At 63.2% G+C, this 20,005-nt stretch carries 17 protein-coding genes; 11 read left to right on the forward strand and 6 right to left on the reverse strand.

Going from position 1 to position 20,005, the window contains the following annotated elements:
* Nucleotides 1-215: 215 nt before the first annotated feature.
* Nucleotides 216-2,258 (reverse strand): DNA topoisomerase IV subunit B, encoded by a 2,043-nt coding sequence (parE, locus tag ABIB66_RS14490; protein WP_275171943.1) that lies wholly within the window; start codon nt 2,256-2,258, stop codon nt 216-218.
* 272 nt (nt 2,259-2,530) lie between these two features.
* Between parE and ABIB66_RS14495 the strand changes: the two genes are divergently transcribed.
* From ABIB66_RS14495 to ABIB66_RS14515, 5 genes are all read left to right on the forward strand, one after another.
* Nucleotides 2,531-3,061 carry a DedA family protein gene (locus tag ABIB66_RS14495; RefSeq protein ID WP_275171944.1) on the forward strand — a complete coding sequence of 177 codons (531 nt, stop codon included), beginning with the start codon at nt 2,531-2,533 and terminating at the stop codon, nt 3,059-3,061.
* 226 nt (nt 3,062-3,287) lie between these two features.
* Nucleotides 3,288-3,956 carry an FMN-binding negative transcriptional regulator gene (locus ABIB66_RS14500; protein ID WP_354203672.1) on the forward strand — a complete coding sequence of 223 codons (669 nt, stop codon included), beginning with the start codon at nt 3,288-3,290 and terminating at the stop codon, nt 3,954-3,956.
* Entirely contained in the window at nt 3,953-4,936 is a 984-nt protein-coding gene (gene argC / locus ABIB66_RS14505; RefSeq protein WP_354203670.1) for an N-acetyl-gamma-glutamyl-phosphate reductase, read from the forward strand. Before ABIB66_RS14500 ends, argC (ABIB66_RS14505) begins: the two co-directional genes overlap by 4 nt.
* A gap of 99 nt (nt 4,937-5,035) precedes the next feature.
* On the forward strand, nt 5,036-6,082 hold the full coding sequence (gene argC, locus ABIB66_RS14510; RefSeq protein ID WP_354203668.1) for an N-acetyl-gamma-glutamyl-phosphate reductase: 1,047 nt from the start codon (nt 5,036-5,038) through the stop codon (nt 6,080-6,082).
* Nucleotides 6,083-6,096: 14 nt separating this feature from the next.
* The gene (locus tag ABIB66_RS14515; RefSeq protein WP_354203666.1) at nt 6,097-6,666 is read left to right on the forward strand and encodes a class I SAM-dependent methyltransferase; all 570 of its coding nucleotides are present in this window, start codon (nt 6,097-6,099) and stop codon (nt 6,664-6,666) included.
* Between the two features lie 245 nt (nt 6,667-6,911).
* Here ABIB66_RS14515 and ABIB66_RS14520 read toward each other — a convergent pair whose 3' ends face one another.
* The 3 genes from ABIB66_RS14520 to ABIB66_RS14530 all read right to left on the reverse strand — a co-directional run bounded on the left by ABIB66_RS14520 (nt 6,912) and on the right by ABIB66_RS14530 (nt 10,131).
* Nucleotides 6,912-7,679 (reverse strand): outer membrane protein, encoded by a 768-nt coding sequence (locus ABIB66_RS14520; RefSeq protein ID WP_354203664.1) that lies wholly within the window; start codon nt 7,677-7,679, stop codon nt 6,912-6,914.
* Between the two features lie 179 nt (nt 7,680-7,858).
* The gene (locus ABIB66_RS14525; protein ID WP_275171950.1) at nt 7,859-8,257 is read right to left on the reverse strand and encodes an MAPEG family protein; all 399 of its coding nucleotides are present in this window, start codon (nt 8,255-8,257) and stop codon (nt 7,859-7,861) included.
* Nucleotides 8,258-8,322: 65 nt separating this feature from the next.
* Nucleotides 8,323-10,131: a PHA/PHB synthase family protein gene (locus ABIB66_RS14530; protein ID WP_354203662.1), complete on the reverse strand. Its 1,809-nt coding sequence runs from the start codon at nt 10,129-10,131 to the stop codon at nt 8,323-8,325.
* A 254-nt stretch (nt 10,132-10,385) separates the two neighbouring features.
* Between ABIB66_RS14530 and ABIB66_RS14535 the strand changes: the two genes are divergently transcribed.
* The 5 genes from ABIB66_RS14535 to ABIB66_RS14555 all read left to right on the forward strand — a co-directional run bounded on the left by ABIB66_RS14535 (nt 10,386) and on the right by ABIB66_RS14555 (nt 15,442).
* Nucleotides 10,386-10,661 (forward strand): hypothetical protein, encoded by a 276-nt coding sequence (locus ABIB66_RS14535; RefSeq protein ID WP_354203660.1) that lies wholly within the window; start codon nt 10,386-10,388, stop codon nt 10,659-10,661.
* Between the two features lie 215 nt (nt 10,662-10,876).
* Nucleotides 10,877-12,097, forward strand: coding sequence for an LL-diaminopimelate aminotransferase (locus tag ABIB66_RS14540; protein WP_354203658.1), 1,221 nt, complete (start codon nt 10,877-10,879; stop codon nt 12,095-12,097).
* A 29-nt stretch (nt 12,098-12,126) separates the two neighbouring features.
* Nucleotides 12,127-13,443, forward strand: coding sequence for a homoserine dehydrogenase (locus ABIB66_RS14545; RefSeq protein WP_354203656.1), 1,317 nt, complete (start codon nt 12,127-12,129; stop codon nt 13,441-13,443).
* 138 nt (nt 13,444-13,581) lie between these two features.
* Entirely contained in the window at nt 13,582-14,583 is a 1,002-nt protein-coding gene (gene glpX / locus ABIB66_RS14550) for a class II fructose-bisphosphatase (protein ID WP_354054759.1), read from the forward strand.
* Nucleotides 14,584-14,722: 139 nt separating this feature from the next.
* Nucleotides 14,723-15,442 carry a haloacid dehalogenase type II gene (locus ABIB66_RS14555; protein WP_354054757.1) on the forward strand — a complete coding sequence of 240 codons (720 nt, stop codon included), beginning with the start codon at nt 14,723-14,725 and terminating at the stop codon, nt 15,440-15,442.
* Here ABIB66_RS14555 and ABIB66_RS14560 read toward each other — a convergent pair.
* Both ABIB66_RS14560 and ABIB66_RS14565 read right to left on the reverse strand, forming a co-directional pair.
* The gene (locus tag ABIB66_RS14560) at nt 15,439-16,383 is read right to left on the reverse strand and encodes a hypothetical protein (RefSeq protein ID WP_354203653.1); all 945 of its coding nucleotides are present in this window, start codon (nt 16,381-16,383) and stop codon (nt 15,439-15,441) included. The genes ABIB66_RS14555 and ABIB66_RS14560 overlap by 4 nt on opposite strands.
* Nucleotides 16,384-16,385: 2 nt before the next feature.
* The gene (locus ABIB66_RS14565) at nt 16,386-18,206 is read right to left on the reverse strand and encodes a peroxidase family protein (protein WP_354203651.1); all 1,821 of its coding nucleotides are present in this window, start codon (nt 18,204-18,206) and stop codon (nt 16,386-16,388) included.
* 328 nt (nt 18,207-18,534) lie between these two features.
* Here ABIB66_RS14565 and ABIB66_RS14570 point away from each other — a divergent pair, with 328 nt between their 5' ends.
* Nucleotides 18,535-19,899: an FAD-binding protein gene (locus ABIB66_RS14570; protein ID WP_354203649.1), complete on the forward strand. Its 1,365-nt coding sequence runs from the start codon at nt 18,535-18,537 to the stop codon at nt 19,897-19,899.
* Nucleotides 19,900-20,005 lie beyond the last annotated feature (106 nt).

Below are 20,005 nucleotides of genomic sequence, written 5' to 3' on the forward strand. Positions count from 1 at the left end.
TTGGTAACTTCTCGTTAGCAAATCCGGCTTTGTCCGAAATGGAGGCAATCCTGCATCAGCTTGGCTGGGTGAGTCGTTGGCCGACTCGCGATGCGACGAGGCCGGGAATCAGCGAGTCGAGGTGGGGTAGGACGATTGTCGGCCCCAAAAACAAAAGAGCCCCGGGGCTTCATGCCGGGGCTCTGGATGGGATACGACCGGGCAGCGCCTGCGGATCAGACGTCCAGCAGGTCGTCATTGGCGAATTCGGCCTTGTCCGAGATGAACGCGAAGCGCGCTTCGGCCTTGGTGCCCATCAGGCGCTCAACCGAATCCGCCGTGGTGTCGCGGTCGTCGGCGAGCAGAACCACTTTCAGCATGGTCCGCTTGGCCGGATCCATGGTGGTTTCCTTGAGCTGCGCCGGCATCATTTCGCCGAGGCCTTTGAAGCGATTGACCTCGACCTTGGCGTTGGCGTTGAACTCGCTCTTGATCAGTGCTGCCTTGTGCGCGTCATCGCGGGCGTAGACCGACTTCGTGCCGTTGGTCAGCTTGTAGAGCGGCGGCACGGCGAGGAAGAGGTGGCCTTCGTCGATCAGCCGCGGCATCTGCCGGTAGAAGAAGGTGATCAGCAGCGAAGCGATGTGGGCACCGTCGACATCGGCGTCGGTCATGATGATGATGCGCTGATAGCGCAGATCCTCTTCACGATACTGCGCGAGCATCCCGCAGCCGATCGCCTGCACGAGGTCGGCGAGCTGCGTATTCGCTGTCAGCTTGTCCTTGCCGGCGGACGCGACGTTGAGGATCTTGCCGCGCAGCGGCAGCACGGCCTGAGTCTTGCGGTCGCGCGCCTGCTTGGCGCTGCCGCCGGCCGAGTCTCCCTCGACGATGAAGAGTTCCGAGCCGTCCAGACCGGCATCGCTGCAATCGGCGAGCTTCCCCGGCAGGCGCAGCTTCTTGCCGGCGGTCTTGCGCGCGGTCTCTTTCTCTTGCCGGCGGCGCAGCCGCTCCTCGGCGCGGTCGACCACGAAGTCGAGCAGCCTGTTGGCCTGGTTCGGATTGCCCGACAGCCAATGGTCGAAGGGATCCTTCATCGCCTGTTCGACGATGCGCTGCGCTTCGGCGGTGGCGAGACGGTCCTTGGTCTGGCCCTGGAATTCGGGCTCGCGCACGAACACCGAGAGCATCACGGCTGCACCCACCATCACGTCTTCAGACGTAATGGACGACGCGCGCTTGCCCTGGCCGACGCGTTCGGCGTGGTCCTTGAGGCCGCGCAGCAGCGCGCTGCGCAGACCGGATTCGTGCGTGCCGCCGTCGGGCGTCGGCACGGTGTTGGTGTAGGAAGACAGAAAACCGTCGGCATCCGCGGTCCAGGCGACGGCCCATTCGCAGGCGCCATGGGCGCCGTTGCGGCCCGATTTGCCGGAGAAGATGTCGGGATGCACCAGCGTGTCGGCATGGATCGCGGCCGCCAGATAATCCTTGAGGCCACCGGGGAAGTGGAACGTCGCTTCCGCCGGCACGTCGTCGACGCCCTTGAGCAGTTCGGGCGCGCAATTCCAGCGGATCTCGACGCCGCCGAACAGATACGCCTTCGAACGCGTCATCTTGAACAGGCGCTGCGGCTTGAACGCGGCCTTCGCACCAAAGATGTCGGTGTCCGGCTTGAACCGCACGCGGGTTCCGCGGCGGTTGTTGATCTTGCCGAGATCCTCGAGCTTGCCCTTCGGGTGCCCGCGCTCGAACGTCATGCGATAGAGTTTCTGGCTGCGCGCGACCTCGACCTCGAGCAGCGAGGAGAGGGCGTTCACCACGGAAATGCCGACGCCGTGCAGGCCGCCCGAGGTCTCGTAGACCTTGGAGTCGAACTTGCCGCCCGAGTGCAGCGTGCACATGATGACTTCGAGCGCCGACTTCTTCGGGAATTTTGGATGCGGATCGATCGGGATGCCGCGGCCGTTGTCCGTGACGGTCAAGAACCCGTCCGCGCTCAACTCGACTCCGATGAAGGTCGCATGCCCCGCCAGCGCCTCGTCCATGGAGTTGTCGATGACTTCGGCGAAGAGGTGATGCAGCGCCTTCTCGTCGGTGCCTCCGATATACATGCCGGGCCGGCGGCGCACCGGTTCCAGACCTTCGAGCACCTCGATGTCGGCCGCGGTGTAGTCGGCCTCGGCGCCGCTCGCGCGCGGGGCCGCCTTGGCGGGTCGAGGCTTCGGCTCATCACCACCGAAAAAGTCGTCTTTTGCTTTTGGTTTCAACTGCTTGGACATATATCTTTATGCGTTTTGAGGGCCGCATGAGCGGCGAATCGGTTGGGCCGACTATGCCACTTCTGACTTGGAAAGGTTATCGCAGGGCGGGCCGGGCGGTGTGGTTGGGAGCCAATCCCGGCGATTTTACGCCGCAGCCCCATCAATTCCCGGCAATTTGACGGTCCGGTCCGGTCTGGACGGGACTTTGTGACTTGATGTCACACAAGTCCTTGGCTTACCAGTCCTTTTCATCGAGCAGCACCTTCGGGCAGGCGGAAAGGCAATTTTGAATGGAGCAGTTTGCGCACGCGCTTGCCGATTTCGTGCGCGCGCATCAGACGTGGGCAGCTCCCATCGTGTTCGTGCTCGCCTTCGGGGAGTCGCTCGCCTTCATCTCGCTGCTGATTCCGGCCTGGGGCGCGTTGGTCGCTATCGGCGCGCTGATCGGCGCGAGTGGCATCAGCTTCTATCCGGTCTGGATCGCCGGCGGCATCGGCGCGGCGCTGGGCGACTGGGTCTCCTACTGGTTCGGCTATCGCTACAAGGAGAAGGTTGCCCAGATGTGGCCGCTCTCGCGCTATCCGGAACTCCTGCCCAGGGGCGAGGCCTTCGTGCGCAGCTGGGGCGTGCCGAGCATCTTCATCGGCCGCTTCTTCGGCCCCTTGCGCGCCTCCGTGCCGCTTGCGGCCGGCATTTTCGAGATGCCCTATTGGAGCTTCCAGGCCGCCAATTTCGTCTCGGCGCTGATCTGGTCGGCGGCGCTCCTGCTGTTCGGCGACGTGATCGCGAAGTTCATGGAATGGATCTGGCGCGTGGTGTGACGTGCGAACCTTGACGCCAACCGCAACTGGCCCTATAGCCCCGCGCCATGATCAACGCCGCGACCATTTTGTTCGCCCGTCGCCGCCGCCGCTCTTTAGCGGTTTGGGCGGTCGATCGCGTTTGAGATCATCGTCTTTGCCGCTGGATCCGATCCGCGGCATTCTCTCTCCTGTCAGCGCGATCTGATCCGGCGGCCCCCCCGAAAGAGGCCAGCAGGAGACCAGGATGTACACGCCACCCTTTTTCAAGCAGGACCGCGCCGCGAGCCTGAAATTCGCCGACACGCGCGGCTTCGGCACCATCTGCGCCTTCGACGGCCACAAGCCGGTCGCCTCGCCGCTGCCGTTCTATTTGACCTATGCCGCCGATGGCACGCCGCAGGCCGCCTTCCACGTCGCCCGTCACAATCCGCTGCTAAAGCTGGCGGGCGGCGCGGCGTCCTGGCTGCTCGCGGTCAACGGCCCCGATGCCTACGTGTCGCCGGACTGGTACGTCTCGCCGGATCAGGTGCCGACCTGGCTTTACCAGTCGGTGCATCTGAGCGGGCCGGTGAGGCTCCTGTCGGATGACGAGCTGGCGGTGCAGATCGACACGCTCAGCGACAAGTTCGAGAACTGGCTGTTGCCGAAGAAGCCGTGGACCTCAGGCAAAATGACGGCGGGGCGGCTCGAGGGGCTGAAGAAGGGGATCGTGGGTCTGGTCATGACGATTGAGGAGGTCGAAGGCAGCTTCAAGCTCAACCAGCACAAGTCCGATGCCGACTATACGGCGATCGCCAACGCGCTTGGCGCGCAAGCCCACGCCGACGCCAGGGAGATCGCGCAACTGATGCAGGACGTAAGGCCGGAGGCCTTCGCATCCGAAACCAACATGCTCGAAAGGAGCGCGCCATGAGTCTCGTTGACACCAAAAATGCCCCCAAGACCGGCGCTGCAACAAAGCCCGCGACCGTCTTCGTCGACGGTGGCTCCGGCACCACCGGCCTCGGGATCAACGAGCGGCTGAAGCTGCAGAGCGACGTTGTCGTGAAGACGATTGCCGACGACAAGCGCAAGGATCCCGCGGCCAAGAAGGCGCTGATGGAGGAGGTTGATCTCGTCATCCTCTGTCTGCCGGACGATGCTGCCAGGGAAACGGTTGCGCTCATCGACAGCATGGGGCCGTCGGGCCCGAAGGTGCTGGACGCCTCGACCGCGTACCGGGTCGCGCCCGACTGGGCCTATGGCTTTCCGGAACTGACGCCGGATCAGGCTGGCAAGATCAGGGCTGCGAAGAAGGTCTCCAATCCCGGCTGCTATCCGACCGGCGCGATCGCGCTGCTGCGACCGATCGTCGATGCCGGCCTGCTGCCTGCGGACTATCCCGTCACCGTCAATGCGGTGAGCGGCTACTCCGGCGGCGGCAAGTCGATGATCGCGAGCTTCGAGGACGGCAGTGCGCCGTCCTTCGAGCTCTACGGCCTCGGATTCGAGCACAAGCATCTGCCGGAGATGCAGCTCTACTCGAACTTGACGCGGCGGCCGATCTTCATCCCGTCGGTCGGCAACTACCGGCAGGGCATGCTGGTGTCGGTGCCGCTCCAGCTCGACACGCTGCCCGGCAAGCCCAGCGGCGCCGATCTCCAGGCCGCACTGGCAAAGCGTTACGCCGGCTCGAAATACGTCTCGGCGATGCCGCTGCAGAACGAGGCGACCAAGGGCGGCAAGCTCGAGCCGGAAGCGCTCAACGAGACCAACACGCTCGAGCTCTACGTCTTCGCCAGTGACAAATACCACCAGGCGGTGCTGGTCGCGCGGCTCGACAATCTCGGCAAGGGCGCGTCCGGCGCGGCCGTGCAGAACATGCGGCTGATGCTGGGCCTTGCCGACGAGTAACCGATCGAGCGTTGCCGCGAGACCAGTCCGGTGGGCGAAGCGACCCGGCAACCTTCTACCCCGCCAAGACGATCCAGCGACGCCTGAAAGGAACGTGTGATGAGTTCGAAGAGGATCGGCATTTTGGGCGCATCCGGCTACACCGGGGCCGATGCGGTGCGCCTGCTGGCGCGGCATCCGAATGCGGAAATCACGGCACTCACCGCCAACACCCATGCCGGCAAGGCGATGAGCGAGGTGTTTCCGCATTTCTTCATGTTGGATTTGCCCAAACTTGTGGAATGGGAAAAGGTCGACTGGACCAAACTCGACGCGGTGTTCTGCGGGCTGCCGCACGGCACCACGCAGCAGATCATCGCGGCCGTGCTGAAGGCCAACCCGAAGATCAAGGTCCTCGACATGTCCGCCGATTTCCGGCTGCGCGACAAGGAAACCTACGCGCAGTGGTACGGCCACGAACATCAGGCGCTCGAGCTGCAGGGCGAAGCCGTCTACGGCCTGACCGAATTCTATCGGGAGAAGATTACCGCGGCGCGGCTGGTCGCCTGTCCCGGCTGCTATCCGACGGCAGCGCTGTTGGCGCTGGTGCCGCTGGCGAAAGCAAAACTGATCGACGTCGATGATATCGTGATCGACGCCAAGTCAGGCGTCACCGGCGCCGGACGCGGCCTGAAGCAGAACACGCTGTTCAGCGAGGCGGGCGAGGGGATTTCGCCGTATTCGGTCGGCACGCACCGGCATGCGCCGGAGATCGAACAGGAGATCGGCGTCGCCGCCGGTTCCGCGGTGACGATCAATTTCACGCCGCATCTCATACCGATGTCGCGGGGCGAACTCTGCACGTCCTACGTCAAGCTCAATGGCGCGACGCCGGACGATTTGCGGGCCGCCCTCGAGAAAGCCTACGCGAGCGAGCCGTTCGTGCATGTCGTCAAGAAGGGTGTGCTGCCGCAGACCCAGAACGTACGCGGCTCGAACTATGTGCAGATCGGCGTCATCGCCGACCGGATCAAGAACCGCGCCATTGTGATTTCGGTACTCGATAATCTGGTGAAGGGCTCGGCCGGTCAGGCGGTCCAGAACATGAACCTGATGTTCGGATTCCCCGAGACCGCTGGACTGGAGCAAATCGCGCTGTTTCCCTGATCGGAGTGGCCACCGTGGACGAAGCGACTCTGCAGTTCTATCGGAGCAACGCCCGGTCCTATGCGGACTGGGCGAAGGCGCCCTCGACGCGGCTGCGAGGCTTTCTCGCTCTGCTGCCGTCCGGCGGCTCGATCCTCGAGCTCGGCTGTGGCGCCGGCAATCATTCGGCGGTGATGCTGGCCGAAGGTTTTTCGGTGCGCGCCAACGACGGCTCGCCTGAAATGGCCGAGATCGCCTCGCAGCGGCTCGGTCATGCCGTCGAGGCGATGCGGTTCGAGGCCTATGACGGTGTCTGGGCCAGTGCCTGTCTCCTGCACGTGCCGCGCGACGAACTCGCCGGCATCCTGGCGCGGATTCATCGCGCACTCAGGCCGTCAGGCGTGTTCTACGCAAGCTACAAGATGGGCGAGGGCGACGGCCGGGACAGTCTCGGGCGCTATTACAATTATGCGTCGCCAGAATGGCTCGAGGCGACCTACGCCAGCGCAGGTTCATGGATCACGCTGTCCTCGGACAGGAACGTGATCCAGAGTTTTGACAAGACGCCGGCGCACATGCTGCATCTCGTCGTTCGCAAAGCCTGATTTCGGGCTACAAGGCCTGATCTCAAACCACCTCGAAGATCGCGATGGCCAGCACGGTCTGCGCGATGAAGCCGACGGTGAAGGCGTAGGAGCAACATTCGCTGCTCGTCATGGCCGGGCTTGTCCCGGCCATCCACGTCGCCGCAGTCGAGGAAGACTGTGGATGCCCGGGCCTTCGCCTGGCCGAAGCGACTTCAGCCGCGCAGGCGGGACCAGCCCGGGCATGACGATTGCGAGCGGCTTTCTCAGTACTTCGCGATGATCGGGCCGCCGAATTTGTAGTTGATGCGGGCGGTGATCAAATCGACGTCCTGGCCGATGCGGTCGGTGCGTGAGAACGTGCCGACCGGCGCCAGCGCGCCGTTGGAGGTGAGCGTGACGTCGTGGCGGCCCATGAACAGATGGTCGTATTCGAGGCCGACCGACCAGTTCGGGGCGAAGCCGTATTCGATGCCGACGCCGACCGTGCCGCCCCAGCGGGTATCGTCGGCACCGTCGAACTCGGCTCCGGCCAGACCGCCCGTTCCGATGCCGCGGTAGCGATTGCGGGTGACGGCGGCGCCGCCCTTCACGTAAAGCAGTGCGCTATTCCAGGCATAGCCAACCTGGCCGGTGAACAGACCGAAAGCATCGACACGGGTGCGGTTCGCGACGCCGGCCACGGTGCTGGCGCTCCGGCCGGAGAGATCCGCCCAATCGCCCTGCGCTTCGAGGCCGAACACGAAGGCGCTGCTCTGCCAGCGATAGCCGATCTGGCCGCCGGCGACGGCGCCCGTCGCGTCATGGCAGCCTTCCGCAACGCCGGCCGCGAAACCAACAGTCTGGTCCCAGCAATTGCGTGACGAGCCATAGCCGCCGTTGGCGCCAATGTAGAAGCCGCTCCAATCATAGATCGCCGCGATCATCGGCGGCGCCTTGGTGTAGGGACGTGCGGCGAGATCGGCGGCACTGGCCTGGGTCGTGACGGCTGCGAGCGAGAGGCCGGCGAGCGCGGATGCAATCTTCCAATTCATGTCTGCCCCGAATCATCAATGAGATGACCAAATATACCTGTGGATTGGCGATCCTTCGTCTCTCCCACGGATGGCATCCCTGTTTTTGTCGCACTGTCATCCTTTGGCAACACCGGCAGCCGGGCAGGTTTCGAGGATTTCACTCCTTTGTTGCAGGCGCTAAGCCATCGGAGACGCGATCAAACCACCTTGAAGATCGCGACGGCCAGCACGGCCTGCGCGATGAAGCCGACGGTGAACGCCAGCGTGCGGAATACCGGGATTCCGAGCGCATAGACGATCAGATGCGCGACGCGCGACCAGAAATAGACGGCGCAGGCAAGCACCGTCCATGTCGAGGAATAGTCGATCGCGTTCAGGATCAGCACCAGCGGCGCGAACAGCACGAGGTTCTCGACGGCGTTGTCATGCGCGAACATCAGGCGGTTTGCCCATTCCGACTGCGGCTTGTCGGCGCGCGAGGGATTGGCCATCGCGCCACCGAGACCGCGAATCTGGCAGCGGTTGATGGTGTAGGGAATCCAGAGGATTCCGGTCAGGACCACCGTCAGTGTCAGCCAGAACAATTCACGCGTCATAACCCGGTCCCCTCATCAATTTCTGCCGCAGGCGTGGAGCTTATACGAAAGCGCGGAAGATTCTGCTATGCGCGAACCCTGACATAGCTGCCGGGCGCGTCCTCGATTGCGGGAAACGCCTCGCTGCCGACCGTGCGGGCCGGGACTTCCTCGGGATCGAGTGTGCCCAGCCATTGCCGCCAGTCCGGCCACCACGAGCCCTTGTGCTCGACCGCGCCCTTCATCCACTCGGTGACGTTGCCGGACTTCACGTTGTCGTTGGTCCAGTACTGGTATTTGTTCGAGGCGGGCGGATTGACCACGCCGGCGATGTGGCCCGAGCCGGACAGCACGTATTTCACCGGGCCGCCGAAGAACTGGGAGCCGTACAGCACCGATTCCGCCGGCGCGATATGGTCCTCGCGGGTTGCGAGATTGTAGATCGGCACCATGACCTTGGAGAGATCGAGCAAGGTGTTGTCCAGCACCAACGTGCCGGTCGAGAGCCGGTTCTCAAGATAGCAATTGCGCAGATAGTACGAATGGTTCGACGCCGTCATGCGCGTCGCGTCCGAATTCCAGTGCAGCAGGTCGAACGCGCTCGGCTGCTGGCCCTTGAGGTAATTGCTGACGACATAGGACCAGATCAAATCGTTGGAGCGCAGCATGTTGAAGGCCATCGCCATCTTGGAGCCTTCGAGCACGCCCGCCGCCTTCATGTCCTGCTCGAGGGATGCGATCTGCTCCTCGTCGACGAACACGAGCAAATCACCGGCATGGGTGAAGTCGACCTGTGCTGCGAAGAACGTCGCGGACGCCACGCGCTGGCGGCGCTTCTCGGCGAGCCAGGCCAGCGTGGTCGCGAGCATGGTGCCGCCGACGCAATAGCCGGCGGTGTGCACCTTCATCTCGCCGGTGACCTTCTCGATCACGTCCATCGCCGTGAGCGGGCCTTCCTTCATGTAGTCTTCCCAGCTCTTGGCACCGAGCCGCTTGTCGGGATTGACCCATGAGATCACGAACACGGTGATGCCCTGGTCGACGCACCACTTGATGTAGGATTTCTCCGGCTTGAGATCGAGGATGTAGAATTTGTTGATCCAGGGCGGGATGATCAGGAGCGGCGTGCGCAGCACGTTCTCCGTCGTCGGCGCATACTGGATCAGCTGCATCATCTCGTTTTGGTAGATCACCTTGCCCGGCGTCGTCGCCATGTTCACGCCGACGACGAGATTATCCGGATCGGACTGACGGATCTTCAGCGTGCCCTTGCCGGCGGCGATGTCCTCGGCCAGCATCTTCAGCCCGCGAGCGAGATTTTCGCCGCTGCTGGCCACCGTCGCGCGCAGCACTTCCGGATTGGTCAGCACGAAGTTCGAGGGCGACATCGCGTTGGTGACCTGCTGGACGTAGAACTCGGCCTTGCGGCGGGTCAGCGGATCGAGCCCCTCGGCGTCGCGCACAAGCTCCTGCGCAAATTTGGTCGTGAGCAGATAGAGCTGCATCAGGAAATCGAAGAATTGGTTCGACTTCCATTCCGGATCGGCAAAGCGCTTGTCGCGCGGCGAGGGCGCGATCGCGGGCGGGGCGTCCTGACCGGCCATGCGGCGCGCCGCCGAACCCCAGAGATCGAGATAGTCCTTGGCGAGCTTCGTCTGGAGCGCGGAGGACCGCGACGTATCCGACAGCCAGTATTCGGCGACGGCGGTGAAGGTCTTGACGACCTCGGCAAGCTCCGCCGGCGGACGATCCTGCACCTCGCCGCTCTCCCGCGGCTTCAGGTACGCCGCGAGCGCCTTGCCGCCGCTTTCCATCGCCCGCGCGACATTCATCGCGAAGGCTTCCGCATCGAACTTCGTCTCGGGTTTGGGCGTATCGGTCGTGGCCATACTCATGAGCAGAACAGTAACGATTCATTCCGTATTCGTCACCGCGAAGCTCGCATGGTTGGCGTTAAACACTCTCGAAGATGTGTTGCAGTGCGACAAATTTTCTTGGTTCCGTCACAATCGAGCCGCACCGCTCGGCTTGGTGGACCCGGGGTTGTTTTCTCGCTCGCACCATCTGGGCAGCAATGGTTTGAGCTTGGGCGCGGACTTGGGTAAGGTTGCCCGGGGCCGTGCTTTGGGACGGGTAGGGGATTTCCCTGGTGTTGGCGTTGAGGGACCTGCAAAAGTCGCGGTGGATCTGTGGTGTGCTGCTGATGGCGGTGCTCGCCTTGGGGGGCTGCTCGAGCCAGCTTGCGGATATGACGCCTGCCGATGCGCAAGCGCATCCCAGGGAGGCCGGTAGCTATCTGCCGGTGCACGATCTGCCGCCGGATCGCGATCAGGCGGTCATGCCGCCGGATCAACGCGCCAAGATCGAGGCCGAGCTTGCTGCCGCGCGCGACCGCCAGGCGGTTGCCACCAAGGACGCGAAATAGGGCGCTGCAAGGTAATCGCTGGCGCCTCCGCCTCGCCGTGCTAAAAGACCTTAGTTCAGCCGAGAGTCAGGGCGAACGACTTCAGTCGCCGTCGTCGATGATTGCTCTAAGTATTTGATCTTGAGTAATTTTCGCGAGGGAAGCGGGCGCCTTTCCGCATGGCCGTTATGGTCTGTCGATTCTGTCCTGACCGGTTGCCTGGAGCCGAGAGAGCCATGGAAGAGTTTTACCGCATCCGCCGCCTTCCGCCTTACGTGTTCGAGCAGGTCAACCGGGCCAAGGCAGCCGCGCGGAACGCCGGCGCCGACATCATCGACCTCGGCATGGGCAATCCGGACCTGCCGGCGCCAGCGCACGTGCTGGAGAAGCTGAAGGAGACGCTGGGCAAGCCGCGCACCGATCGCTACTCGGCCTCCCGCGGCATCCCCGGGCTGCGCCGGGCCCAGGCCGGCTACTACGCCCGCCGTTTCGGCGTGAAACTCAATCCCGACACCCAGGTGGTGGGCACGCTCGGCTCCAAAGAGGGGTTTGCCAACGTGGCGCAGGCGATCACCGCGCCCGGCGACGTCATCCTTTGTCCCAATCCGAGCTACCCGATTCACGCCTTCGGCTTCTTGATGGCGGGGGGCGTGATCCGCTCGGTGCCGTCGGAGCCGACGCCGCAATTCTTCGAGGCGGCCGAGCGGGCGATCGTGCATTCGATCCCGAAGCCGCTGGCGCTCGTCGTCTGCTATCCTTCGAACCCGACCGCCTATGTCGCGAGCCTCGACTTCTACAAGGACCTGGTCGCGTTCGCGAAGAAGCACGAGATCCTGATCCTGTCCGATCTCGCTTATGCCGAGGTTTATTTCGACGAAAGCAACCCGCCGCCCTCGGTGCTCCAGGTGCCGGGCGCGATGGACGTCGCCGTCGAGTTCACCTCGATGTCGAAGACCTATTCGATGGCTGGCTGGCGCATGGGCTTCGCGGTCGGCAACGAGCGCGTGATTGCGGCACTCGGCCGCGTCAAATCCTATCTCGACTACGGTGCGTTCACGCCGATCCAGGTCGCAGCGACCGCCGCGCTGAACGGACCGGACGATTGCATCAAGGAGATGCGCGACACCTACCGCAAGCGGCGCGACGCGCTGGTGGAATCGTTCGGCCGCGCCGGCTGGGAGATCCCGCCGCCGGAAGCGTCGATGTTCGCCTGGGTGCCGCTGCCGGAAGCCTTCCGCAGCGTCGGCAGCATGCAGTTCGCGACCCTGATGGTGGAGAAATCCGGCGTCGCGGTCTCGCCCGGCGTCGGCTTCGGCGAACATGGCGAAGGATATGTCCGCATCGCCATGGTGGAAAACGAGCAACGGATCAGGCAGGCCGCGCGCGGCGTGCGCCGCTTCCTTGAAAGCGGCATCGAAACGTTGCACAACGTCGTTCCGCTCGCCACTCGGCGTTAAGTTCTCTTCCGCAGGTTTTCCAAGGCATCATGGTTGCACCCCTGAAAGTGGGCATAGCGGGGCTCGGCACCGTGGGCGCCGAAGTTGTCCGTCTGATCGAAACGCAGGCGCGCGTGCTTGCCGGCCGCAGCGGCCGCGGCATCCGCGTCGTCGCCGTCACCGCCCGCTCGAAGGCCAAGAAGCGCGCCGTCGATCTGCGCGGCATCGAATGGGTCAAGGATCCGCTTACCCTCGCCACGCATCCCGGCATCGACTGCTTCGTCGAGCTGATGGGCGGCTCCGGCGATCCCGCGCTGGCGGCAGTCGAGGCCGCGCTTGGTGCCGGCAAATCCGTCGTCACCGCCAACAAGGCGTTGCTGGCAAAGCACGGCCTCAAGCTGGCCAAGGCCGCCGAAAAGCACGGCGGCGCGCTGAATTTCGAGGCAGCCGTCGGCGCTGCGATCCCTGTCATCAAGACGTTACGCGAAGGTCTCGCCGGAACCGGCATCAACCGGGTCTACGGCATCCTCAACGGCACCTGCAATTACATCCTGACCCGGATGGAGCAGGAGGGCCTGTCCTTCGCCGAGTGCCTGAAGGACGCGCAACGGCTCGGCTATGCCGAGGCCAATCCGTCATTCGACGTCGACGGCCACGATACCGCGCAAAAGCTCGCCATTCTCGCCAGCCTCGCTTTCGGCACGAAAGTTGCTCAAAGCGCGGTGTATGTCGAAGGTATCTCCTCCATCGCGCCGGAAGATCTCCGTGCCGCTGACGATCTCGGTTACCGGCTCAAGCTCCTCGGCGTCGCCGTTCGTACCGCCAAGGGCATCGAGCAGCGCGTGCATCCGACCATGGTTCCGAAATCCTCATCGATCGCACAGGTGATGGGTGTCACCAATGCGGTCACGATCGATGGCGAGGGCATCCCGCCGATCACGCTGGTGGGCCCCGGTGCCGGCGGCGCTGCGACCGCATCCGCCGTCGTCGCCGACATCGCCGATGTCGCGCGCGGCATTCGCGCCAATCCGTTCGGCCGGCCGATTTCGCAGCTGCGCGATACCAAGAAGGCGCCGATGGAGCGCCACGAGGGCGGCTACTACATCCGCCTTCTGGCACGCGATTTCCCGGGCACCGCGGCTGCGATCGCGACGCGGCTTGCGGAGCAGAAGATTTCGATCGAGTCGATCGTGCAGCGCCATCCCAATGGCGGCGCTGCGCCGGCAGACGGCAAGGCGGTACCGGTGCCCGTCATCCTCATCACCTATGCCACGCACGAGGACGCCGTGCGCCGCGCGCTCGCGGCCGTGCAGAAGGACAAGGTGATCAGCGGACGGCCGCAGGTCATCAGGATCGAGAAGAACTGAGCATGTCCCGGAAAAGTGTGAAGCGGTTTTCCGGAAAGGTCATGCTCCAAGAATAAGACACGGTTCGAACGAACTGTGGGTGTTACGAGTTGATGCGGCGGAGATGTCCGTCCAAAACTGTTTCGAAGGAGTGAGCCGATGTCGACCCATATTTCAGTCCCGCCGCATGCATTGCTCGAGCGCATTCTCACGCTGGAGATCGTGCGTGTGACGGAGCGGGCGGCGGTGTCTTCGGCGCGTCTGCGCGGGCACGGCAACGAGAAGGCGGCCGACCAGGCCGCGGTGGACGCGATGCGGCGCGAGCTCAACAAGCTCCCGATCGAGGGCACCATCGTCATCGGCGAGGGCGAGCGCGACGAGGCGCCGATGCTCTTCATCGGCGAGAAGGTCGGCATGAACGCCGGCCCGCAGGTCGACATCGCGGTCGATCCGCTCGAAGGCACCACGCTGTGCGCCAAGAACATGCCGGGCTCGATCGCCACCATGGCGATGGCCGACGGCGGCACGCTGTTGCACGCCCCCGACGTCTACATGCAGAAGCTCGCAATCGGTCCCGGCTATGACAAGGGCGTCGTCGAGCTCGATGCGACACCGGCCGAAAACGTCCGCCGCCTCGCCAAGGCCAAGGGGGTCAAGCCGGACGGCATCACCGTTCTCGTGCTCGACCGTCCGCGCCATGCCAGCATTATCGAGAGCGTGCGCTCGACCGGTGCCGCCGTGCGCCTCATCACCGACGGCGACGTCGCCGGCGTGATCCACTGCGCCGACCCTGACAACACCGGCGTCGACATGTATCTCGGCACCGGCGGCGCACCCGAAGGCGTGCTCGCAGCCGTTGCGCTGCGCTGCATCGGCGGCCAGATGCAGTGCCGTCTCATCCTGGACTCCGACGAGAAGCGCGAACGCGCGGCCAAGATGGGCGTCAACGATCCCAAGATGATCTACGGCATCGAGGACATGGCGCGCGGCGACTGCCTGTTCGCGGCCACCGGCGTCACCACGGGCTCGCTGCTGTCAGGCGTTAAATTCCGCAAGGACGGCGTGATCGAGACCGAGACGGTGGTGATGCGTTCCGTCACCGGCACCGTGCGCTACATCAAGGCCGAGCACCGCGAGCTGGCGAAATTCCACCTGGATTGATGTTCTCCGTCATTCCGGGGGCTCGCAAAGCGAGAGCCCGGAATTTATCGGACGGCAGTATCCGCGGTGAAATGGATTCCGGGCTTGATGCTGCGCCGTCGCCCCGGAATGACAACAAGAATAATCAAGGGAAGCGCCAGTGTCAGACCTCACCGCCGTCAAAGCCCTGGTGTTCGACGTGTTCGGCACCGTCGTCGACTGGCGCACCAGCCTGATCACGGACTTCATGTGGTGGGCGAAGGGCCGCGGGATCTCCGCCGACTGGACCGCCTTGGTCGACGGCTGGCGCGGCATGTACATGGCCTCGATGGATGACGTGCGCAAACATCCCGAGCGCGGCTATGTCATGTTGGATGATCTGCATCGCCGCTCGCTGGAAAAGCTGGTCGCGCAATTTTCGATTTCAGGCCTGACCGAAGCCGATCTCGATCACCTCACCAAGGGTTGGCACCGCCTGAACCCTTGGCCCGACAGCGTCGCGGGCCTGACGCGGCTGAAGACGAAATTCGTGATCTCGCCGCTGTCGAACGGCAATGTCGCGCTGCTCACCAACATGGCGAAGTTCGCAGGGCTTCCCTGGGACCTCATCATGTCGGCCGAGCTGTTCGAGCACTACAAGCCCGATCCCGAAACCTATCTCGGCGCCGCGCGCCTGCTGTGCCTCAAGCCGGAAGAGGTGATGATGGTCGCAGCCCATAACGGCGACCTTGCCGCCGCGCAGAAGAACGGGCTGAAGACGGCCTTCGTGGCGCGGCCGACCGAATACGGTCCGCTCCAGAAAGTCGATTTCGAGGCCACCGGCAATTGGGACATCGTCGCCAAGGATTTTGGCGGAATCGCCGACAAGCTCAAGTGCTAGGCCGGCCGCGACGTTGTCACTCCACCTTGCGGCGGCGTTCCCGTCGCGCTGTGCTTCTTGTTGGTCCTTGCCGCCTGCCAGACCTCGATGAGCAACGCGGGGACAATGCTGTGCGCGGGGCAACGATTCCACGCATCGGCAAAGAATGCGAATCCCGGGTCGGAGGCACGTTGCTGGCGGGCGTCTTCGACTGCTAGCAGCACCAACGTCCGTGACCGCAGCCGGATCAAACCAACGCAGTCTCCATCGCGCACTTCGCGGATCACGCGTGCGGGCGCGCGCAGCGTGCGAAGCAGTGCATCCTGCGGTTCGATCTTCGCCAGATTGTCGCCGCGAAGCACCAGCTCGCGCATCAGATCGATCGACTTTACGATGTTGTCCATCGCAAGCGCAGTTGCATGCGCGCAAGCCATGTCGCCGCGCGAGGCTGCCTCAATTCGATCGAGCGCAGCCTTCAACGCGCCGCTGCGCCTGATCCAGTATGCACGCAGCGGCCAGGCCGACAGCCAGGCCTGCAACGTGCGCGCGGCGGCGTAGGACTCCTCGCTAGCAACATAGTCGGCGAAGAAGAGCCGGCCTATCGCTTGCTGAACAGCGACGCCCATGCTGCGATGTGCGTGCCCGTCGCGGATGTAATTGCCGAGTTCGGTGATCTCCGGCGCGATCCGCTGCAACAGCGGCTCGACATCCGAAAGTGCGGATTCGAGCGCCGCCTGATGCGCCGCGCGGAATGCATCGCGCCGGTCGCGAAACGCCGGCCAGATGTCACCATCACGTGTGCGGAAAACCGCGAGCTTTGCCGCGATCGAGCGATTGAACAGACCGCCGCGGCCGGACAGCGAGCGCGCGACCACGCCCGCATCGTTGACGCGGAGCAGTTCGTCCGGATCGCGCACGAGGGCAAGACGAACGAGGCCCGGAATGGTGATGATGAGGGCCATGACTAGCCTCGCAGCACATTCCAGGGGGCAAAAGCGTTGTTGACGCCCTCGAGCGCCGCCCCGAGCTGCGGCACATGCCGCAGCAGGACCGATTTCATTCCGTTGTGGTTGATCCAGTCCAGACCGAAGTCGGTGTAAACTTCCGGCCGGTAGTCGTCGGTGAAAAAGCGGTCGCTCTTGAGACGCCGCGATGCCATCAGGATGAAGATGCGGAAAGCGGTATCGCTGAAGCCAAAGCCGTCCGGCAGGTCCTCGGCTAACAGCCCCACCATCAGATCAACGCGGTCGACGTCGCCCTTGTAGATCGTGCGCATCTTCTTGGCGGCACCGGGGATGCTGGTGATTTCCTCGAATGTCTTGACGCGCTTCTTGCCGACCAGCTCGCGGAAACGATTGTAGCGCGGCACGCCGCGCTCGCGATCACGCATGATATCGATCGCGGCCACGTCCAGCAGCGGCTGGCCGTCTTTCGTGAACTGGCGCAGGAAGTTGGGATAATTGTGGAGGCGAATGGCGCCGGGATGAGCGGTGCCGAAGGAGTACATCAGGTTGGCGAAGCCGTGAGACTGCATGAACTCGCGGGAGACGCGTCCCTGCATGTTGACCAAGTCGCAAGATTTTGGCTCTGTGGTATCGAGCCGCCGCACATCCATCTTGTCCGGGAGCAACGGGTGCAGGCGGTAGACAGCGGTGAATTCCTCGGTCATCGCGTAGGGCGCGCTGTGCTGGTCCGTCGGAGAGCCGATGATGCCATAGGCGGCCTCGCTGTTCTTGCCGAGCACTGCGCGCAGCACCCGGTATGGTATCCCCGACCAGTTGGCGTGCATGCTGAAATCCAGCGCAGGATGGCCGAGGATGCCTGGCGTCCATTCGACGGTGTGGATCTTGGCGATCAGGGCCGCGTTGATCAGGCGCGCACGCTGGAATAGTTCTTCGTCATTCCAGGCCGGATACCGGGTCTTCAAGCCATCGCAGATGTAATTGTGCTCACGCGCGAAGAGATTGTGGAGCAGGCTGAGCCCGACCCACCAATTGTCATTGAAGCCGGTGAGATCGGCACCCGGATGGATTGGATCGGCTGGGAGCATCCCATCATCGCCGACCCTGATCTTCCCATCGACCCCGGATCGGATCTGCATCTGCCTCGCGCGATCGCTGCCGTAGATCTGCCCGGCGTCCCACCAGTGCGAGTTGAAATTGCGAAATGTCGGTGTGGCGCCGAGCCATGACTCACGCGATGTCTCGTCGCAAACCGTGCGACGGATCTTCATGCAGTCGTCGAGCCGCTCCTTCTTGGGCCATTGGTCGCCCGCTTTCAGCGGGATTTTGAACTCGTTTCCCGGCTCGGGCACCCCATGGCTGAACCAATTATGCGTTTCGAACTGGATCCAGGCGGCGGCCAGCAGATTGAGGCTGGTCGCGGGAATAAATTGGTCCCGCGCCAGCAATTCCGTCGAAATTTCGCGCGGACTGGGTTCGAGCAGATCGTCTACGCCGTCCGGCACGCATTCCGGCAGCGGGAAATTGCGTCCGAACCGGGCGCCCGCCATGCCCATGCGCGGATGGTCGAGGCTGTTGAACGAGCCGTCAGCGGAACGCCACCGGTCATTGCCGGTGCTCCAGCCAGGCGACGTCGCGCCATAGCCGGTATGGTGGAGGTTGTGCTCGCGCAGCCGGTCGCGGAACACCGAAAGATTGGCAGCTCCGAGCAGGGTCGGCAGGTGGTCCCATCTGACAAGGAAGTTGATGGCCCGATAGACAACATCCAGGACCGCCTGGAGCAGGTCACGATGGAAGGCAAAACCATCGTTCTCGCGGGACATTGACGCTCCCAAACTCGATGGCGTGAAATAAACTCAATTTGCAACTAGTAAATGCAGTTCAATAGCACCAAAATGGCCGTTTGCCAACGCGGCTTTCCGGCGGTTGCGGTCGCCCGGGCATGCAATTTTCCCTGTCGACCAAATGTTTGGTCGGATAGGATAGCGTACAGCACGTGGGTGCATCGGGCGACCCGGCTGAATTTGCGTGAGCGCGGCGAAGCTGCGCGACAAAGCGCTTCAATCTCGTGAGAACCAGGCCGGCACCGGCGCCGGCAAGACCGAAAAGCCATCCTAAGTTGCGTGTTTCGCCGTCAAGGGGGTGACGCAGATGGGCAATATGGTTCGCAATTACGACGGCGGGATCACAAGCTCGCCCGCGCAATTGGGGTCACCGCGCTCCGTCGACGAGATTCAATCAATCCTCAGGGATGCCGACCGCTACCCAAGCCCTGTTCGGGCGATGGGCAGCTATCATTCCTTGACGCCTTGCGCGTCCTCGGACGGGACGATCATCGACATGTCCGGGATGAGCCGCATCCACAAGATCGATCCACACAGCATGACGTTCACGGCCGAGGCCGGTCTCCAGTTCATTGCTGCATCGCGGCTATTGCGGGCGATGAACCTCCAGTTTCTGACCAATATCGAGATCGGGAACATGACGCTCGGTGCGGCGGCCTGCTGCCACACCAAGGACGGCCTGGACGGCGGCGAGTTCGGACAGGTCGGCTCGTACATCACAGCGATGAAATGGGTGACGCCCAGCGGCGGGCTGGCGGAAGCATCGGAGGAGAAGGACCCGCATCTGATGTACCTGATGCGCTCCAGTTACGGCCTGTGCGGCGTCATCTACGAGGTGACGTTTCGCATCAAGCCGCTGGAAGCGATCCACTTCAGATATTTGCCGCGCCGGATCGGCGAACTGACCGAGAAGGAAGTGGACGGGATCATCGATGCGTCGCGAGGCCTGATCTGTTGGACGGTCGGACGAAAGGCGTACTTCCAGACGCGACGTCCCATCGACAGGATCGGACCGTTGGGATCGCTGTTCGCCGCCAGCCGCCGTAACCTCTGGAATTTTGCGGAAGCCCGCGTCGGCAGATTCATCGACAGCAGCATCCCGACCAAGCCTCTCAGGGATGCGTTGCTCGACACGTGGTTCATTGGCAACCGGCTGTTGATGTCGTTCTTGCACCTGATCGGCGGAGCGACCTTATACAATCCCGATAAGACGATCGACTACAGCAATACGCGGCCGTCGGCGCGATATGCGTTTACGTTCTGGGCATTTCCGCGCTCTGAATGGCTGCATGTGCTGCGCGATTACGTGGACTTCAGCGAAAAATATTTCAAGGACCATGACTTCCGCTGCAACATGGCGCTCGGCTCCTATTTCATCCGGAAGGATGAGCACTCGTTGCTGTCCTACTCGCATGACGGAGACGTGTTTTCGGTCGACCCCATCCACGCTTATACGGACCGGCCGGCTTGGGACGGGTTTTTGAAGGCGTTCAATGAATTTGCGAGCAAGAGGGGCGGCATTCCCCTGTTGAACCAGAGTCCATTCATCACCAGGGACCACGTCGAGGCAGCGTACGGGACAAGATGGATCGACTTCTCGGCGCATGTGAGAAGGGAAGATCCGCGAGGACGAATGCTGAATCCGTTCTTTGCCGATCTGCTGAGTCCGTGAGGATCGAGTCCAGCGGTTTGACCGAGGCTGACAAGCCGGCAGTAGCTGCGGGCTCTGACGATTGAGGCAGTGGGATTGACCAATTACTCGCGTAACGTGTCGTGGA

Origin of the sequence: Bradyrhizobium sp. F1.13.3, from assembly GCF_040548265.1 — a bacterium.
Lineage (GTDB): Bacteria > Pseudomonadota > Alphaproteobacteria > Rhizobiales > Xanthobacteraceae > Bradyrhizobium.

Excerpts from the sequence above, each read along its gene's own strand:
- parE (WP_275171943.1), bottom strand. The coding sequence starts at position 2,258 with ATGTCCAAGCAGTTGAAACCAAAAGCAAAAGACGACTTTTTCGGTGGT.
- ABIB66_RS14495 (WP_275171944.1), top strand. The coding sequence starts at position 2,531 with ATGGAGCAGTTTGCGCACGCGCTTGCCGATTTCGTGCGCGCGCATCAG.
- ABIB66_RS14500 (WP_354203672.1), top strand. The coding sequence starts at position 3,288 with ATGTACACGCCACCCTTTTTCAAGCAGGACCGCGCCGCGAGCCTGAAA.
- argC (WP_354203670.1), top strand. The coding sequence starts at position 3,953 with ATGAGTCTCGTTGACACCAAAAATGCCCCCAAGACCGGCGCTGCAACA.
- argC (WP_354203668.1), top strand. The coding sequence starts at position 5,036 with ATGAGTTCGAAGAGGATCGGCATTTTGGGCGCATCCGGCTACACCGGG.
- ABIB66_RS14520 (WP_354203664.1), bottom strand. The coding sequence starts at position 7,679 with ATGAATTGGAAGATTGCATCCGCGCTCGCCGGCCTCTCGCTCGCAGCC.
- ABIB66_RS14525 (WP_275171950.1), bottom strand. The coding sequence starts at position 8,257 with ATGACGCGTGAATTGTTCTGGCTGACACTGACGGTGGTCCTGACCGGA.
- ABIB66_RS14530 (WP_354203662.1), bottom strand. The coding sequence starts at position 10,131 with ATGAGTATGGCCACGACCGATACGCCCAAACCCGAGACGAAGTTCGAT.
- ABIB66_RS14540 (WP_354203658.1), top strand. The coding sequence starts at position 10,877 with ATGGAAGAGTTTTACCGCATCCGCCGCCTTCCGCCTTACGTGTTCGAG.
- ABIB66_RS14545 (WP_354203656.1), top strand. The coding sequence starts at position 12,127 with ATGGTTGCACCCCTGAAAGTGGGCATAGCGGGGCTCGGCACCGTGGGC.
- glpX (WP_354054759.1), top strand. The coding sequence starts at position 13,582 with ATGTCGACCCATATTTCAGTCCCGCCGCATGCATTGCTCGAGCGCATT.
- ABIB66_RS14560 (WP_354203653.1), bottom strand. The coding sequence starts at position 16,383 with ATGGCCCTCATCATCACCATTCCGGGCCTCGTTCGTCTTGCCCTCGTG.
- ABIB66_RS14565 (WP_354203651.1), bottom strand. The coding sequence starts at position 18,206 with ATGTCCCGCGAGAACGATGGTTTTGCCTTCCATCGTGACCTGCTCCAG.
- ABIB66_RS14570 (WP_354203649.1), top strand. The coding sequence starts at position 18,535 with ATGGGCAATATGGTTCGCAATTACGACGGCGGGATCACAAGCTCGCCC.